This is a genomic window from Lactivibrio alcoholicus, from assembly GCF_055390895.1.
In genome coordinates, this window is the sequence record NZ_AP042471.1 from 523,889 (window position 1) to 539,126 (window position 15,238).

The following is a 15,238-nucleotide window of genomic DNA, read 5'->3' on the forward strand; positions in this document are numbered from 1 at the left end:
GGCGTCAGACCCCGAGTCCACGCACGAGCCGCATGAAGAAGGCCTTCATTCCGCGTCCCGTCGGAACGGATTCTCCCGTTTCACCGTCCCTCGAGAACTTTCTCGCTATGCGGCGGATACACTTCGCGGCATCCCCCTGGGGAGAGCCGATGAGAAAGGGCCTCCGGAAGCGCACCGCGTCGAGAACGGTATCGTCGCGAAGGATATACCCCGCGTTCGCGACGGGAAGACGAAGAAACTGGTCCGCTGCGAGCTGGATCCGTTCTGCCACCTCCAGAGCCTCTTTGTCGGTCTTCGCCATATTGACGACGAGACTGACGTCGATCCGGCTCCTGGACGCAAGGGCGAGAGCTTTCAGGACTCCGTACGCATCCCGGACCGAGGTCGGTTCCGGCGTCGTGACGAGGAGCGTCGTATCGGCCGCAAGGGCGAAGGAGAGGACCGACCGGTGTATTCCGGCTCCCGTGTCGATGACGAGCAGGTCCGCCATTCCCTCGAGGCTGCCTATTTTTTCTATGAGGAGCGCCTGTCCCGTCTCGTCGAGGTCGGCCATCTCCTGAACGCCTGGCCCTCCGGGAAGCACCGTGACGTTCCGGTCGATCCGGACGAGAATGTCCTCGACGGTCTTCCCTCCCGAAATCACGCTCGCAAGAGTGTGACGGGGCGTGATGCCGCAAATCAGATCGACGTTCGCCATCCCGAGATCCGCGTCGAGGAGGAGAATCCGCATTCCGGATTCTCCGAGCGCGAGCGCAAGATTGACGGAGATGTTGCTCTTGCCGACTCCTCCCTTTCCGCTGACGACTGCGATCGAACGAAGTCCCGCGAGACCTCTCGACGGTTTCCGCTGAATCTCGATGAGCCTGCGCAGATCGTCCGCCTGATCGACCGCCGGGGACTGATACCGGTTATCCATCGCCGATATTCCCCGGCATCAGAAGAAGATCGGCGAAACGGACTCCCGAAGCGACCTCGATGTCGTTCGGAACGTTCTGCCCGGTCGTCAGGAACGAGACCGGACGATCGAAATCCTCGACGATGTCGAGAAGCGCACCGTACGTCGATGTCTCGTCGATCTTCGTGAAGAGGAAACTTGTCACGGGAACGACGCCGGTCTTCCTGACGACTTCGAGCATATCGCGATATTTCATGTTCGCCGCGATCAGAAGATGAACGGCGTCGGGACGGAAGGCTCCGTAGAGCGACGACAGTTCGTCGACTCGTTTCGTGTCCTTCTGGCTTCGTCCTGCGGTGTCCAAAAGGACGAGATCCGCATCTTGATGCTTCGTAAGGACCTCGTCAATGGTTTCAGGTTCGAAAATGACTTCCATGGGAACTCCGAGGATTTTCGCGTAGGTCCGAAGCTGTTCGACGGCGGCTATCCTGTAGGTATCGGCCGTAAGGAGCAAAACTTTCCGGCGTTCCCAGAGCGCGCTGATCGCCGCGAGTTTCGCGATCGTCGTGGTCTTTCCGACTCCTGTCGGGCCGACGAACATCACCCTCCTGCCGCCGAGGGAGTCCGCCGGGGTCGTTCCCGTCGCCTTCACGCGGGCGGCGAGCCATTCCGGAAACGTCCGGCCGTCGTTCTCCCGAGCGTATCGCTCGACGAGCGTCCGGGCCCGCTGCGGGCTCACCTCCATACCCAGAAGCTTCGCCAGCAGCGGCGAATTTCCCGCCGTACCGTCGTGATCCGGCGGAGATTCCCGTTCTTCTTCGATGTGCCGGATGACTTCGGACAACCGCCTCGAGAGCTCCGAGACCTCGTGTTCGAGCTTCGACGGAGCAGGTCCCCCCGAAAGGCTTTCGTACGCCTTTCTGGAGGTCGATGTCGCCAGGGCCAGGCCTTCCCTCGACAACCGGAGCGTATCCCCGTCGTCCGTTGAAGCGGGGGGCGGAAGCGGCTCGGAAGTACCGGCAGTGGCCGGAATGGGCGTCTGGGAAACGGCGCTCTCGGAAAGCGCCTTCCGGGCCTCCAGAAGTTTCTGGAAGGCCATCATCCGCTCGCGTTTCGATTCGTCCCCTTCCCGTTTCTCCTCCTCGAGGACACCGGCCGACACGAGAAGCACGGTTTTGCGGAAAAATCCCAGAAATCCTCCGGTCCTGACGGGGCGCGTCGAAAGGACGACGGCGTCCCGGCCCAGTCGTTCGCCGGCGATGCGCATCGCCTCGGCATCGTCCCTCGCCTCGAAAGTGATCTGCTGGAGAACCCGCATTTACTCCACCATCCCGATGGATTTGACTTGAACACCCTGCGAAAGCTCATTATAAGATACCACAAATATGCTCGGCAGCGAGGTTTCGAGTATGCGGCGCACGACGAGGCGAACGTCCGGATGCACGAGAAGCACCGGCGACGCCCCCGTGACGGCCATTTCCTCGGCGGCCTTCGAGACGCTCGCGATGAAACGCTGGACTTCGCGCGGATCCATTGCGAGCTGCCACCCCTGCATAATATCCCCGTGCACCGATTTCTTGATGATTTCCTCCCATTTCGGAGAGAGCGTCCCCACCATGACCATGCCGTTCTCTCCCTGAACGCGCAATGTGATGATCCGCGCGAGCGATTCGCGAACCCGTTCCGTCAGAAAGTCGACGCTTCGGGATATCTTTCCGAAATCCGCGAGGGATTCGAAGATGCTCACGAGATCCCGGATCGGGATCGATTCCCGAACGAGGTTCTGCAACACCTTCTGGATCTCCCCGAGCGACAGGGAGGACATCATCTCCTCGACGACTGCCGGAGCGCTTTCCTTCACCATATCGACGACCTTCTGAACCTCCTGTCGCGTCAGAAGTTCGGCGCCGTACCGCTTGATGATCTCCGACAGATGCGTCGCCAGGACGGACGGGGCATCGACGACCGTGTATCCGGCCGCCTCCGCCTTGTCCCTGAGTTCGGGGGTAATCCAGACGGCTTTGAGTCCGAAGGCGGGTTCGGTCGTCGGAACTCCGACGATCTCCTCCTGAACGGCACCCGTGTCCATGGCGAGATAGTGGTCCGGCAGCAACTCTCCGCGCCCCGTTTCCGCCCCCTTGACGCGAATGACGTATTCCGTCGGTCGGATCTGAATGTTGTCGCGGATCCTTATCGGCGGCACGACGAGCCCCAGCTCCATCGCCATCTGCTTCCGGATCGTACCGATACGGTCGAGCATATCGCCTCCCTGGGCCGGATCGACGAGAGGGATGACGGCATAGCCGATCTCCGCCTCCATCGGATCCACGGTGAGAAGCCGCATCACGTCTTCCGGAGATGTCGACGGTTTCTGGGGCTGAGCCGCTGCTCCTGGAGACTTTCCCTCCTGACCGGGTTTGGCGCCTCCTTTTCCGGATCCCTTGGCCGCTACGGCCTGCTGGACGAGTCCCTCGCGACGGACCCAGTACCCCATGAGTCCTGTGAAGGCCGCCAGCGTCACGAACGGAATCGTGGGAAGTCCCGGAATCACGGCAAGCCCGAGAAGAAATGTCGAAGCGATAAAGAGCGGACGGGGGTACGCCGTAAGCGACGTGACGATATCCCGCCCGAGATCGGCTTCTCCGGCGGCTCTCGTCACGATGACGCCAGTCGCCGTCGAAAAAAGCAGTGCAGGAATCTGTGAAACCAGACCGTCGCCAACCGTCAGCAGCGTATAGAGCCCGAGAGCCCGGTCGAGCGTCAACCCCCGCTGAAGCACGCCGATCGAGAGGCCGCCAACCACGTTGATGACCGTAATGATCAGTCCGGCGATGGCATCTCCCTTGACGAACTTCGACGCGCCGTCCATCGCTCCGTAGAAGTCCGCCTCCCGCTGAATGTTGAGTCGCCGCTCCTTGGCTCCGGTGTCGTCGATCAGACCGGCGTTGAGATCCGCGTCTATCGCCATCTGCTTGCCGGGCATGGCGTCGAGCGTGAAGCGCGCCGCGACTTCGGCGACACGTTCGGCGCCCTTCGTGATGACGATGAACTGGATGATGACAAGGATCAGGAAGACGACCGCGCCGACGACGTAATTTCCTCCGACGACGAAATTGCCGAAGGCGTTGATGACCTGCCCCGCGTCGCCGCGGAGCAGGATCAGTCGCGTCGTCGAGACGTTCAGTGCCAGCCGGAACAGCGTCACGATGAGCAGAATCGTGGGAAAAGCGGCGAGATCGAGGGCCCTGTGGGCATAGAATGTCGCGAGAAGCACCACGACTCCGAGCGCGATGTTGAGCGACAGAAGAATGTCCAGAAGCCCGGTCGGCAGCGGGACGATCATCATTCCGACAATCAGCGCGACAAGCGCGGCCATACCGAGGTCGGAATACTGAAGCATCTTTCGGAACGTCGTCGTATTGGCCTGTGCCACGAATTATCCCCTCCGCCCGTATTGTACCGGAGAATTCCCCGATCGCCGCGTCCCTTCGGCCCGTTTTATCCGGTAGACGAAGGCGAGAACTTCCGCCACGGCCTTATAGAGAGATTCGGGAATCGAATCGCCGATCTCAAGTTCCCGGTACAGGGCGCGAGCCAGCGGAACATTCTCGATCACGGGGACCCCGCTCTCTTCCGCGATCGCCCGGATCCTCCTTGCGAGAAACCCCTTTCCCTTCGCGACGACTTCGGGGGCCTCCATGACCTTCCTGTCGTACTGAAGCGCAATGGCGAGCGTCGTCGGGTTCGTGATAACGACATCGGCCTTCGGGACGGCTGCCATCATGCGCTTCCTCGCGATTTCCCGCTGCTTCTGCCGTATTTTGCTCTTGAGCATCGGGTCGCCTTCCATCTGCTTGTACTCTTCTTTGATCTCCTGTTTGCTCATGCGGATGGAACGTTCGAACTCCCACCGCTGATACACATAGTCGAAGAGCGCGATGACAAGCAGCAGAAACGCGAACTTCGCGCAGAGCGCCCAGACTCGGTCCGCTATGACGCCGATGCCCGAGTCGACCGGATATCGGATGGCCTCGATGAATCCCGCAGTCTCGTTTTTCAGGGCGCTGTAGAGAACGATCCCGAAAAGGGAAGCTTTGAACAGCCCCTTCACCATCTCGGCGATAGAGCGAAGGGAGAGAATCTTCTTCATGCCGCTCACGGGGTTGAGACGGTCGAAACGGGGCGTCAGCGGCTTGGTCGTCAGTTCGAAGCCAACCTGCGACACCACGACGGCGAACGCCGAAAGCCCGGACGCGAGCGCGACCGGACCCCAGATAACGAGGAACCGTTTCAGAGACTCGAGTCCGAGCGTCATTCCCCAGTCGCTCTGATGGAACGCACGGTCTCCCATATACCGGATCACCGAGCGGATATTCTCCACAAGACCGTCCTTCATCCAGTTTCCCAGGACCAGGACGACGAAGAGTCCCACGAGGATGATCACGGCCGCGTCGAGATCGTTGCTCTTCGCGACACGCCCCTCTTCGCGCTCCCGACGGCGTTTTCTCGGGGTCGCCGGCTCCGTGCGCTCCTGCGCGAAGAACTGCAACCGGAACTCCGGGAGCGCGCGTCGCAGAACGCCATCATATTGAAGCACCCCGGATATCGTGCGGACGGAAATTTGAGGTGAATCGGACAATCCCGCGGCCGGACGACGAGTCACCTCCATGCCGTGATTCCCCGAAGCGCTGATTCGAAGACGCCATCGATCATTGGCGCCATCAGGTCGACCGTCAGCGGGAAGACGACCATCAGAAGAAAGAGCCCGAGTCCCATTTTCAGAGGAAGACCGAGAATGAAGATATTCATCTGCGGAACCGTTCGGGCGAGAAATCCAAGACCGATGTCGGCAAGAAGCAGCGCTCCGTAATAGGGGACCACGAATCGGACTCCGAGGTTGAAGACGCTCTGGAGCCAGGCGCCGAGATTCATGTCGCCCGACGCGAAAAAATTCACCGCTCCCGGCGGAAGCAGCTTCAGGCTCTCCGCAAGCGCATGGGTCAGGAGGATATGTCCGTTCCAGTGAAAGAAGAACCACAGCCCCACCGCGAACTGGAGCTGCGCGACGATGACGACTTCTTCCTCGCTCAGGGGATCGAGAAGGCTGACCATCGACAACCCCATCGTCGTACCGATGAGTTCTCCCGCAACCTGGAGCGCATAAAACGGAGCCCCTGACAGAAATCCGAGGACGACTCCGACGAGGAATTCGCGGGCGCACGCCAACAGAAGGGGAAGAAGGGAATCGAAGACAAGCGCGGGAATGGCCCCGTCCCAGGCTGCCATAGCGGTTCCGGCGAGCATGAGCGCAAGCCAGAAACGAACGACCAGCGGAAGCGATGTCGATGTGAAGACCGGGGAGGAAAAGATCGTACCGAGGAACCGGAGCCCGACGATCAGCCAGAGGGCGAGATACTGAACGACGGGATCTCCCGAATTGATCATTGGACGAAACGGTCGAGCTCGCCGAGAAGATGGCGCGTGAGTTCGCCGATCCGGCCGAATATCCACGGACCGAAGAGAACGAGGGAGAGAAGCACGGCGACAATCTTGGGAATGAACATGAGCGTCTGTTCCTGAATCGACGTCGCCGTCTGAAGGATGCCGACGATGAGGCCGACGATCATCGCTATGAGCAGGATCGGAAGCGAGGTGATCAGGGTGATCCAGATGGCGTTCATGAACACGTCGGAGATGCTTGTCGGCAGCATGGCGTTTTCGCCTTTCAGAGCGTCTGCGAGAAGCTCTTGATCAGGCTCGCGACGACGAGATTCCACCCGTCGGCCATGACGAAGAGCAGCACCTTGAACGGCAGCGAAATCATCATCGGCGGCAGCATGATCATTCCCATGGCCATCAGGACGCTCGACACGATCATGTCGACGACGATAAACGGTATGAAGATGACGACCCCCATCTGGAAAGCCGTCTTCATCTCGCTGAGCATGAATGCCGGGAGGAGGATTTTCATCGGGACGTCATCCGGATTGCGGGGACGTTCCATTTTCGCCATGCGGACCATCAGCGACAGCTCCTGTTCCCGCGTATAGGCCAAAAGGAATTTCCGCATCGGCGCGACCGTCTCCCGCCACGCGTTTCCCGCGGAAATCCTCCCTGCCATATACGGAGACAGCGCGTTGTCGTACACCTGGGTCCACGTGGGGGCCATCGTATAGAATGTGAGAAAGAGGGCAAGCGTGACGAGCACCTGGTTGGGCGGTTCCTGCTGCAGGCCGATCGCCCTCCTGACGAAACCAAGCACGACGAGAATGCGGGTGAAGCTCGTCATCATCATGAAGATGGCCGGGGCCAGGCTGAGTACAGTGAGCAGCGCGAGAATCTGAAGGGAAACCGTAACATCCTGCGGAGAGCGGGCGACACCGAGTCCTATCTGGAAAGACGGGATCGGGACGGACGGAAGAGGTACATCCGCCGCCCGGACGGGAATTCCCGAAATCAGCAGCAAGAAGAGCGCAACCGGAAAGATACTACGTATCGGCTTCATCGATTCCTTCTCCATTCCAGCGGTCCTCGGGCCAGCGCCCCAAAACACGCATTCCGGCAGGACCGGAAACGAAAACGACGACGTCAGGACCACACCTGACCGCATACACGGTTTCCCGCCCCAGCGGAAGCCGTCCGAGCAGCGTCAATTGCCTCGCCGACACTGCGGTCTTTCTCCTCCCGGAGAACCGAACGATCACGAATCCCGCCGCCGCGAACAGGAAAAGCGCCACTCCGACCCGGATCATGTATTCCGTCAACGACGGGGTCATAGCTTCAGGAGCGTCGGCAGATGCGGGGCCACACAGCAAAAACAGGCATGCCGCAATAACGGACAAGCCTGTTCTGAACGGATACCGGAGCTTCCGAACCAATGGGAGAGGGGCTACGACACTCAGCTCAGTGCCTTGTTCAGGGCTTCGACGACCCGTTCAGGCTGGAAGGGTTTGACGATGAAATCGCTGGCGCCGGCCTGTATGGCCTCGATGACCATGGGCTGCTGCCCCATGGCGCTCACCATCACGATTCTCGATGCGGGGTCGACCGATTTGATCGCCTTGACAGCCTCTATGCCGTTCATCTCCGGCATTGTAATATCCATCGTCACAATGTCGGGCTTGAACTTCTGATACGCAGCAACGGCAACCTTCCCGTTTTCGGCTTCGGCTACGACTTCAAAGTTGTTCTTCTGAAGGATGTCCTTGAGCATCATCCGCATAAAGGCCGCGTCGTCTACAATCAGCACTTTTCTCCCCATTCGCGCATCCCTCTCTCACTATTGGGTTTCCTCGGCAGCGTTTCCCTTCCGAACTACAGCGAATGCACCCTGCCGGAAGAAGTGACAATCTCCGTGATGCGAACCCCGAAATTTTCGTCGATGACGACGACTTCGCCCTTCGCGATGAGTTTGCTGTTCACGAGAACGTCGACGGGCTCTCCCGCCATCTTGTCCAATTCTATCACGGAACCCGGGGTCATGTTCAAGATTTCGGAGATGTTCTTCCTCGTTCGTCCGAGTTCAACCGTCACCCGGACCGGAATATCGGAGATGAGGTCGATTCGGGATGCCTGGCCTGACGATACCTTCTGGGTCAGCGGAACGAATTCCGCCGGACGGACGTCCACTGTACTCTGGTCCACGATATTGCCGAAAGAGGGTGTCTCGTACGCAGGAGAGGAGGACGAAGGCGGCTGCTGGCGCCCTTCCTGGGGTTTCGGCGCGGCAGCCGCCTGCTTTGCAGCGGCCTGTTGGGAAACTTCTTTCGGAGCCATTGCCGCTTCGATCTCTTCCGCGATTTTCGTTGCAACGGGCATAGGCATCAAAAGCCACAGGGGGAACGGATCGATCCCGTCGATCCTGACGGACATCGACACCACCCACGCGGGATCATCGGATGCCTGGCCGGCGAACGGAAGCCATTCCCCGGTTTCAAGAGCCGAGGAGATGTTCTCGGGAAGCAGGCGTCTGCCGCCGAGAAGTCCGCTCATGCTCGTGAACGCGGCACCGACGACCTGGCTCAGCCCCTCCTGCGCGGCATTCAGAAAGAGCTCGCTCGCTTCCGCCGGGAGATCCTTTCCCTCTCCGCCCATCATGAGATCGGCCAGCGTCAGTGCCCCCGTGCCGGTCATGACGAGAAGTGCCGGAGCGTCGTCCAGCCCTGATGCCGAAACGCGGAAACAAAACGCGGAATCCCCTGGTTTCAGGACGAAGTCCTTCTGCGGCAATGTTTCCGTCGAAGAGACGGAGGCGGTGACATCCTTTCCCGCCAGCATGCCGAAGACACTCCCGCTCGACGACGCGAAGAGCGCCGCGATATCGCCGAGAATCTTCCCCCCTTTCTCCTGCGCAGCATCGGCGCCTGAACCGGACATCGCCGCTCCGAAGCCTTGCCCGGAGAGAAGGGCATTGATCTCATCCTGGCTCAAAAGTTCATCCATCATGTCGCGCACCTCCTTCCGACTCCAGAATCTCTTCGTCGCTCAGCACCCCGGCAACTTCAGCCGCATAATTTCCGTTCGTCGTTCCGGGCTTCGCCGTATATTTCACCATATTTCCGACGCGGACACCGATCTCCGCATCGACGTGTTCATCGAGGCGAATGACGTCTCCCACCTGCAACTGCATCACATCCGCGACGCTGAGGATCGTATGCCCGAGCTCCAGAGCGACCGGAACCTTGACGCGATCCATATGCCGGAGGAGATTGTCCCTGTCGCTCTCCTCGCTCTTTTTCCCGGTCGAGGCAAACCACTGCTGCGACGAGAGCTTGTCCATGATCGGCTCCATGAGAAAATAGGGGATACAGATACTGACCATTCCCTCGACGTCGCCGACCTTGATTTTCAAAATAACCAGCAGGACCATATCGGTCCCGGGGCAGATCTGGACGAAGAACGGATTGCTCTCCATATTTTCGAACCGGAAACGGACGTCGACGACCGTGCTCCAGCTATCCTCGAGAAGTTCAAGCATCCGCATGATGACGCGTTCGATGACGGTCCGCTCAATATCGGTCAGTTCCCTGGTACGCCCCGAAAACTCTCCCTTGCCTCCGAGAAGACGATCTATGATGGAAAAAACCAGATTCGGGTTGATTTCGATGATCGCGTTCCCGCTGAACGGATACATCTCGAGAATTGAAATGACCGTCGGCTGGACCAGGGAACGGACGAATTCGTCGTACGCGAGCTGATCGACGGACGCAACTTCGGCGGAGACCATGGAGCGCACCATCGTCGACATCGTCGTTGTCAATTGCCGCGCAAAAGAGTCATGAATCATTTGGATCGCCCGAAGCTGATCCTTGCTGAATTTGTCAGGACGCCGGAAATCGTAGGTCTTGATCTGTTTTTCGGTGGATTCCTGCGTCATCGCCTTGATGTCGACATTCCCGCTGGAAAGGGCTTCCAGCAGTGAATCTATTTCATTTTGCGACAATACATCCGGCGGCACGTTCCGTCACCTCCTTCCGAGCGTTCCGACGACACTCCGCTATTGTACGACGAGTCCCTGGAAGAGGACCCTGTTCACCGCAACACTTCCCTTGTTCTTCGGGAGCATGGCGTTCAGCTTCTTTTTCAGATCTTCTGAAAGCTCCAGAAGCCCTTCGGAACTCTTCAGATCTTCAAAAACGCGATCCTTTACCGAGAGAAGAATTTCGCTCTTGACCCGCGCCTTCCATGCCTCCTGCTGGACGGACTCGAGCGCCTTCGCCGAGCTCATTTCAAGCGAGAGATTGAAGCTCACGACATGGTTTTCGCTCCCCGCCAGATTCGCGGTAAAATCTCCGAGAGGAAAAACAGGACCGACCGTTTGCTCCTGAGTCGCTCTCCCGTCGTTCGACGCATCGCTGAACCACACCTTTCCCGCAAAGATGCCGCCGCCCATTCCGAGGGAAAAAGAAACTACCGCGACAATCAGGAACGAAAGAATCTTCTTGAGCATGAACTCCCTCCTCGCCTCAACGCTTCGGGAACGAAGACAAAATCACGAGATCCACCCTCCGGTTCAACGCCATGTGTTCCGGAGTGTCGTTCGGCACGATCGGGCGGGTGGCCGCGTATCCGACAGCCTGGAGTTTCTGCGGATCGAATCCCGCGCGATCCTGAAGGTACGTCGCCACCGAAGCGGATCGTGCGGCGGAAAGTCCCCAGTTGTCCCGGTAAATTCCTCCGCGGAGAGGGACGCTATCCGTGTGGCCTTCGACGGACAGCGCCGGAACCGCATCGCGGATGAAATCCGCAACCTTCGAAAGAATCCGTTTCCCTTCGGGTTTCATCTCGGCGCTGCCGCTGTCGAACAGAACGTGCTCGGAAAAAGAGATCGTTACACCCTTCTGGTCGATCCGGACCTCGACACCCTTGTCGAGCCCCTGGCTTTTCAGGTAGTTCTTGAGATTCTTCGCGACTTCCTCAACCGAAGTCGTACTTTTTCTCGACTCTCCGGCGTCTTTTCCGACATGCCCGGCGAACGATCCGAGGCTTTTCTGCATCGTCGTTCCTCCGGGAAGAATGCCGAGCGCTCCCTTGAACGACTGGATCATCTTCTGGAACTTCTGAACGTCTACCGACGAGAACGAAAACAACAGGATGAAGAACGTCAAAACCAGCGTCACCATGTCCCCGTACGTCGCAAGCCAGAGCGGAGCACCCGGGGGAGGAGGAGCCTGTTTCTTCTGTCGCGCCACGGGTTACTTGCCTCCTTCCGGTCCCTTCTGCTGTTTTTCCTGTTTTTCCTGTTCTTCCAGACTCGCCCGAAGCTTCGGGGGAAGGAAGACCTTCAGTTTCTCCTCGACGATCCGCGGGTTCTCTCCCGCCTGGATTGCGAGAACTCCCTCGACCATCAGCTCCATCGACATGACTTCCGCAGCAGATCGCGAGGCCAGTTTTTTCCCGATCGGAACGCAGAACATATTGGCGATAATGGACCCGTAAAACGTCGTTATCAGGGCGACCGCCATGCCGGGCCCCAGGGCGTCGACATCCGTGAGGTTCCCCAGCATGGCGATCAGTCCGATCAGGGTCCCGAGCATTCCGAACGCCGGGGCCAGCTCGGCCCCAGCATCGAGAAGCTGCTTGTTGGACGCGTGCCTGTCCTCGAGGATTCCGATCTCCGTATCGAGGATCGCCTTCACGAGTTCGGGATCCGTCCCGTCGACGACAAGCTGAATCGCCTTTTTGAGGAAGACGTTGTCGAGGTCGGCGGCGTCCGCTTCCAACGCGAGAAGTCCTTCGCGACGCGCCTTTTCCGCGAAACTCACCATCGTCTGCACGAGCGCGACGAGATTGGGGGCCTTTGCCGAAAACGCCATCCCCAGAATCTTTCCAGCAAGCTTGAGGCGTTCGGGAGGACTCGACACGATGACCGCTCCGAACGTTCCCCCGATCGTGATGAGCATCGAAGGAAAATCCACAAAGGCAAGCGGCTGTCCGCCCGCCACCATGGCGCCGATAACAAGGATCCAACAGATCGCCAGTCCGATGATCGTCGTCAAGTCCACCGATGTTCGCCTCCGCCGCCGTTATCGACTCTCTTCGTTTTCCACAGTCCGGGAGATCAGTTCTTCCCTCAGAAAAGAGGGAATCCCCATCCTCCTTCTGTACTCTACCACCAATTCCACGACCTGTTCCATAGTTTCCGCGACAATGTAGCGATGACCGTTGACGAGCCGGATGATCGTATCCGGTGTGGACTCGATGGTCTCGATCAGTTCGGCGTTGACGGTTATGACCTGTCCGTTGAGGCGATGAAGCGTGATCATCGGTTCAGTTCCGCCGTCTCACGAGAACCGGAGCTACCGCTTCAGATTGATGAGCTCTTCAAGCACCTGATCGCTCGTCGTCACGATCCGGGCGCTCGCCTGGAATCCTCTCTGGGCTACGATGAGACGAACGAATTCCTCGGAAAGATCGACGTTCGACATCTCGAGCGCGCCTCCGGTAATGCTTCCGGCGCCGCCTGTCTGCGGCGGGACGATCTGGGCGATTCCGGAGTTCGCGCTTTCCATGAAGACCGTATCGCCGACCTTGTTGAGTCCGGAAGGATTCGCGAACAGCGCGAGGACGACCTTCGAAATCGGCTGGTTGACGCCGTTGCTGTAAACCCCCATGACCGTGCCATCCTTGGAGACCGAGAAGTCGTTGAGGACACCCATTCCGTATCCGTCCTGATAGTATCCCTTCGTCGTGAACGCGGAACCGTACTGGGTGACCCCCTCCATCTCATCCTTTTTAAAGGTCTCTCCGCTGAAATCGAGCTTGACGGTCGTATCCGTCGAGCCGAGGGCACCGAAACCGATCTTGACTTCGGGTACGGCGGGAGTCGTCACCTTTCCGTTCTGTTCGAAATTGAGGATCCCCGTATTCGGGGACACGTCGATCCCCTCCGACGGGAACCATGCACGCCATCGCCACTGGTTGTTGTCGATCTTCTCCCAGCTGACTTCGAGCGTATGCGGGTTGCCCTGGGAATCGTAGACGTCGATTTTCGTATTGTGGGTACTCGCAATGCGTTGGGCGTACGTTCCGAGCGTTTCCTGGGTACTCACGTTCCGGAGCAGAAGAGACATCCCATCCGTCGAGGCATAGATCGATACCGACGCGGTCCCCTGCTCCAAAGGCGGAACGAATTCGATCGGAGCCGTTTCGTCGATATTGAAGGTTCCGTTGGGATTCATCGGTACCGTTGCCGTATACAGAGAGGCGCCGGCGGATGTGATCTGCCACAGCTTCATGATTCTCGATCCCGTCGTCGGCTCGTCGTCGAACTCGACGATGAAGTTGCTCGCGTTCGTCGCCGCGCTGACCGTAAACGAAGTCGTCTTGTAATCCAGCAGGGAATCGATCTGGTACGTCCACGCAGGAGTGCTCGATACGGCCGTGTTGACCAGCTGCAGGAGCCCCGTCTTCGAATCGTACCGGACGGAGTAGGTCGCCGTTCCGATGGTCACCGAACTCGCCGCCGTATTGTCGAAAATCGGACGCTTCGTCGTCGAATCCAGTCCGACAAGGGAGAGTGACGCCGAGGCGTCGACCTGCCCGTCATTATCCGTATCGAAACCGAGATGGATATAGTCTGTCGAGGCGGTTCCCTCCGAGACATTCATTATCGAGAACTTGCTTCCCGCGACGGTTCCGCTGATCGTCACGTCATTCCCGAGGACCCCCATCGGAAGATACGTATCCACGCGACCGTCGAGGTTGCAGCGGAATCCGACCGTTTTCGTTTCTTTTCCAGGGATCTTCTGTCCGATCGGGATGTTGATATCCTGCAACGTCGAGCCCGTTATGAACGATGTGGGATCCGTCGGATTCGGCTCCATGGAATACCCCTGGAGCTTGTATCCCGTTCCCGACTGAACGAGATTCCCGTCTTCGTCCAGAACGAAATTCCCCGCACGCGTATACATGTTCCGGACCCCGTCCGTCACGACGTAGTAGCCCTCGCCCTGAATCGCCATATCGGTCCTGTTTCCCGTCGTCTGGACCTGCCCCTGCGTGTGGATCGTCTCGACCGCCGCGACCTGGACGCCGAGCCCGATCTGGAGCGCGTTGACTCCTCCGCGGCCTCCCTGCGGCGATGTCGCTCCGCGCGACGTCTGGTAGAGAAGATCCTGAAAAACCGTCGTCGATTTCTTGAATCCCGATGTGTTGACATTCGATATGTTGTTTCCGGTCACATCCAGCATCGTCTGATGCGCACGAACTCCGGAAACCCCGGACATAAGCGATCTCAGCATTCTCTCGTCCCCCCTGCGATACGGAACATCGCATTCCCTTGCACACCCGCCGCATCTCCCTCCCTGGAGCGCGGAGCACCGTCACGCAGTCGTCATTTCACGGAGAGAATGCTGTCAAGAGCGACCTCGCCATCCTTGTACTCCAGAACGACTCCATCCTTCGGATCGAAGCGAACGGCTGTCACGACCGCCTCGACTTTCGTCGCAACCCCGGAGTCGTCCTCCGCCTCCTTCGAAAACGTGATCGTCCGTCCGATGTACGAAACCGCGTTCCCGCGCGTGAGAGCCGCAAGGTTCTCCACATTCGCGTTCATGTTCGTCATCTGCTCGAGGGTGCTGAACTGCGCCATCTGCGCGATGAAATCCTTGTCTTCGAGCGGATTCATCGGATCCTGATGCGTCAGTTGGGCGATCAGCAGTTTGAGAAAGTCATCCTTGCCGAGCGTATTCGTCGTCGCTTTCGTCGCTTCCGTCCCCGTCGATGTCGTTGACGACGCTCCCCTGGAACTCGTTGTGGTCTTCCCCGAATCCGAGGACGAAGAGACCGCAACCTGTCTGTAATACGGAGCGTAATTGCCTATATTGACCTCGTAAGCCATAC

General features: G+C 58.9%; 17 protein-coding genes. All 17 read right to left on the minus strand.

Annotation, left to right across the window (positions count from 1 at the left end; all coding sequences use genetic code 11):
* Positions 1-4: 4 nt before the first annotated feature.
* The 17 genes from ACZ5IU_RS02640 to ACZ5IU_RS02720 all read right to left on the minus strand — a co-directional run bounded on the left by ACZ5IU_RS02640 (position 5) and on the right by ACZ5IU_RS02720 (position 15,236).
* Positions 5-916 (minus strand): MinD/ParA family protein, encoded by a 912-nt coding sequence (locus ACZ5IU_RS02640; protein ID WP_464420237.1) that lies wholly within the window; start codon positions 914-916, stop codon positions 5-7.
* Entirely contained in the window at positions 909-2,213 is a 1,305-nt protein-coding gene (gene flhF / locus ACZ5IU_RS02645) for a flagellar biosynthesis protein FlhF (RefSeq protein ID WP_464420239.1), read from the minus strand. The genes ACZ5IU_RS02640 and flhF overlap by 8 nt, the downstream gene beginning before the upstream one ends.
* Positions 2,214-4,295, minus strand: coding sequence for a flagellar biosynthesis protein FlhA (flhA, locus tag ACZ5IU_RS02650; RefSeq protein WP_464421797.1), 2,082 nt, complete (start codon positions 4,293-4,295; stop codon positions 2,214-2,216).
* A gap of 36 nt (positions 4,296-4,331) precedes the next feature.
* A complete protein-coding gene (gene flhB / locus ACZ5IU_RS02655; RefSeq protein ID WP_464420241.1) occupies positions 4,332-5,492 on the minus strand; it encodes a flagellar biosynthesis protein FlhB in 1,161 nt (386 codons plus the stop codon).
* 62 nt (positions 5,493-5,554) lie between these two features.
* Positions 5,555-6,340: a flagellar biosynthetic protein FliR gene (locus ACZ5IU_RS02660; RefSeq protein WP_464420243.1), complete on the minus strand. Its 786-nt coding sequence runs from the start codon at positions 6,338-6,340 to the stop codon at positions 5,555-5,557.
* Positions 6,337-6,606: a flagellar biosynthesis protein FliQ gene (gene fliQ / locus ACZ5IU_RS02665; RefSeq protein WP_464420245.1), complete on the minus strand. Its 270-nt coding sequence runs from the start codon at positions 6,604-6,606 to the stop codon at positions 6,337-6,339. Before fliQ ends, ACZ5IU_RS02660 begins: the two co-directional genes overlap by 4 nt.
* Positions 6,607-6,620: 14 nt before the next feature.
* Positions 6,621-7,400, minus strand: a complete 780-nt coding sequence (gene fliP / locus ACZ5IU_RS02670; protein WP_464420247.1) for a flagellar type III secretion system pore protein FliP — start codon at positions 7,398-7,400, stop codon at positions 6,621-6,623.
* Positions 7,384-7,671 (minus strand): hypothetical protein, encoded by a 288-nt coding sequence (locus ACZ5IU_RS02675; protein WP_464420249.1) that lies wholly within the window; start codon positions 7,669-7,671, stop codon positions 7,384-7,386. Before ACZ5IU_RS02675 ends, fliP begins: the two co-directional genes overlap by 17 nt.
* A gap of 122 nt (positions 7,672-7,793) precedes the next feature.
* The gene (locus tag ACZ5IU_RS02680) at positions 7,794-8,156 is read right to left on the minus strand and encodes a response regulator (RefSeq protein WP_464420251.1); all 363 of its coding nucleotides are present in this window, start codon (positions 8,154-8,156) and stop codon (positions 7,794-7,796) included.
* A 53-nt stretch (positions 8,157-8,209) separates the two neighbouring features.
* Positions 8,210-9,340 (minus strand): flagellar motor switch phosphatase FliY, encoded by a 1,131-nt coding sequence (fliY, locus tag ACZ5IU_RS02685; RefSeq protein ID WP_464420253.1) that lies wholly within the window; start codon positions 9,338-9,340, stop codon positions 8,210-8,212.
* Positions 9,330-10,352 (minus strand): flagellar motor switch protein FliM, encoded by a 1,023-nt coding sequence (gene fliM / locus ACZ5IU_RS02690; protein WP_464420255.1) that lies wholly within the window; start codon positions 10,350-10,352, stop codon positions 9,330-9,332. The genes fliY and fliM overlap by 11 nt, the downstream gene beginning before the upstream one ends.
* A gap of 39 nt (positions 10,353-10,391) precedes the next feature.
* Entirely contained in the window at positions 10,392-10,844 is a 453-nt protein-coding gene (locus ACZ5IU_RS02695) for a flagellar basal body-associated FliL family protein (protein ID WP_464420257.1), read from the minus strand.
* A gap of 16 nt (positions 10,845-10,860) precedes the next feature.
* Entirely contained in the window at positions 10,861-11,586 is a 726-nt protein-coding gene (locus ACZ5IU_RS02700) for a flagellar motor protein MotB (protein ID WP_464420259.1), read from the minus strand.
* 3 nt (positions 11,587-11,589) lie between these two features.
* The gene (locus ACZ5IU_RS02705) at positions 11,590-12,399 is read right to left on the minus strand and encodes a motility protein A (protein ID WP_464420261.1); all 810 of its coding nucleotides are present in this window, start codon (positions 12,397-12,399) and stop codon (positions 11,590-11,592) included.
* A gap of 21 nt (positions 12,400-12,420) precedes the next feature.
* Positions 12,421-12,660: a flagellar FlbD family protein gene (locus tag ACZ5IU_RS02710; protein WP_464420263.1), complete on the minus strand. Its 240-nt coding sequence runs from the start codon at positions 12,658-12,660 to the stop codon at positions 12,421-12,423.
* 33 nt (positions 12,661-12,693) lie between these two features.
* Positions 12,694-14,637: a flagellar hook protein FlgE gene (locus ACZ5IU_RS02715; RefSeq protein ID WP_464420265.1), complete on the minus strand. Its 1,944-nt coding sequence runs from the start codon at positions 14,635-14,637 to the stop codon at positions 12,694-12,696.
* Between the two features lie 92 nt (positions 14,638-14,729).
* Entirely contained in the window at positions 14,730-15,236 is a 507-nt protein-coding gene (locus tag ACZ5IU_RS02720) for a flagellar hook capping FlgD N-terminal domain-containing protein (protein ID WP_464420267.1), read from the minus strand.
* Positions 15,237-15,238 lie beyond the last annotated feature (2 nt).

Coding starts and splice junctions, on each gene's coding strand:
- ACZ5IU_RS02675 (WP_464420249.1), bottom strand. CDS start 7,671: ATGACCCCGTCGTTGACGGAATACATGATCCGGGTCGGAGTGGCGCTT.
- ACZ5IU_RS02715 (WP_464420265.1), bottom strand. CDS start 14,637: ATGCTGAGATCGCTTATGTCCGGGGTTTCCGGAGTTCGTGCGCATCAG.
- fliY (WP_464420253.1), bottom strand. CDS start 9,340: ATGATGGATGAACTTTTGAGCCAGGATGAGATCAATGCCCTTCTCTCC.
- ACZ5IU_RS02710 (WP_464420263.1), bottom strand. CDS start 12,660: ATGATCACGCTTCATCGCCTCAACGGACAGGTCATAACCGTCAACGCC.
- fliP (WP_464420247.1), bottom strand. CDS start 7,400: ATGAAGCCGATACGTAGTATCTTTCCGGTTGCGCTCTTCTTGCTGCTG.
- ACZ5IU_RS02695 (WP_464420257.1), bottom strand. CDS start 10,844: ATGCTCAAGAAGATTCTTTCGTTCCTGATTGTCGCGGTAGTTTCTTTT.
- fliQ (WP_464420245.1), bottom strand. CDS start 6,606: ATGCTGCCGACAAGCATCTCCGACGTGTTCATGAACGCCATCTGGATC.
- ACZ5IU_RS02680 (WP_464420251.1), bottom strand. CDS start 8,156: ATGGGGAGAAAAGTGCTGATTGTAGACGACGCGGCCTTTATGCGGATG.
- ACZ5IU_RS02640 (WP_464420237.1), bottom strand. CDS start 916: ATGGATAACCGGTATCAGTCCCCGGCGGTCGATCAGGCGGACGATCTG.
- ACZ5IU_RS02660 (WP_464420243.1), bottom strand. CDS start 6,340: ATGATCAATTCGGGAGATCCCGTCGTTCAGTATCTCGCCCTCTGGCTG.
- ACZ5IU_RS02720 (WP_464420267.1), bottom strand. CDS start 15,236: ATGGCTTACGAGGTCAATATAGGCAATTACGCTCCGTATTACAGACAG.
- flhA (WP_464421797.1), bottom strand. CDS start 4,295: ATGCTTCAGTATTCCGACCTCGGTATGGCCGCGCTTGTCGCGCTGATT.
- flhF (WP_464420239.1), bottom strand. CDS start 2,213: ATGCGGGTTCTCCAGCAGATCACTTTCGAGGCGAGGGACGATGCCGAG.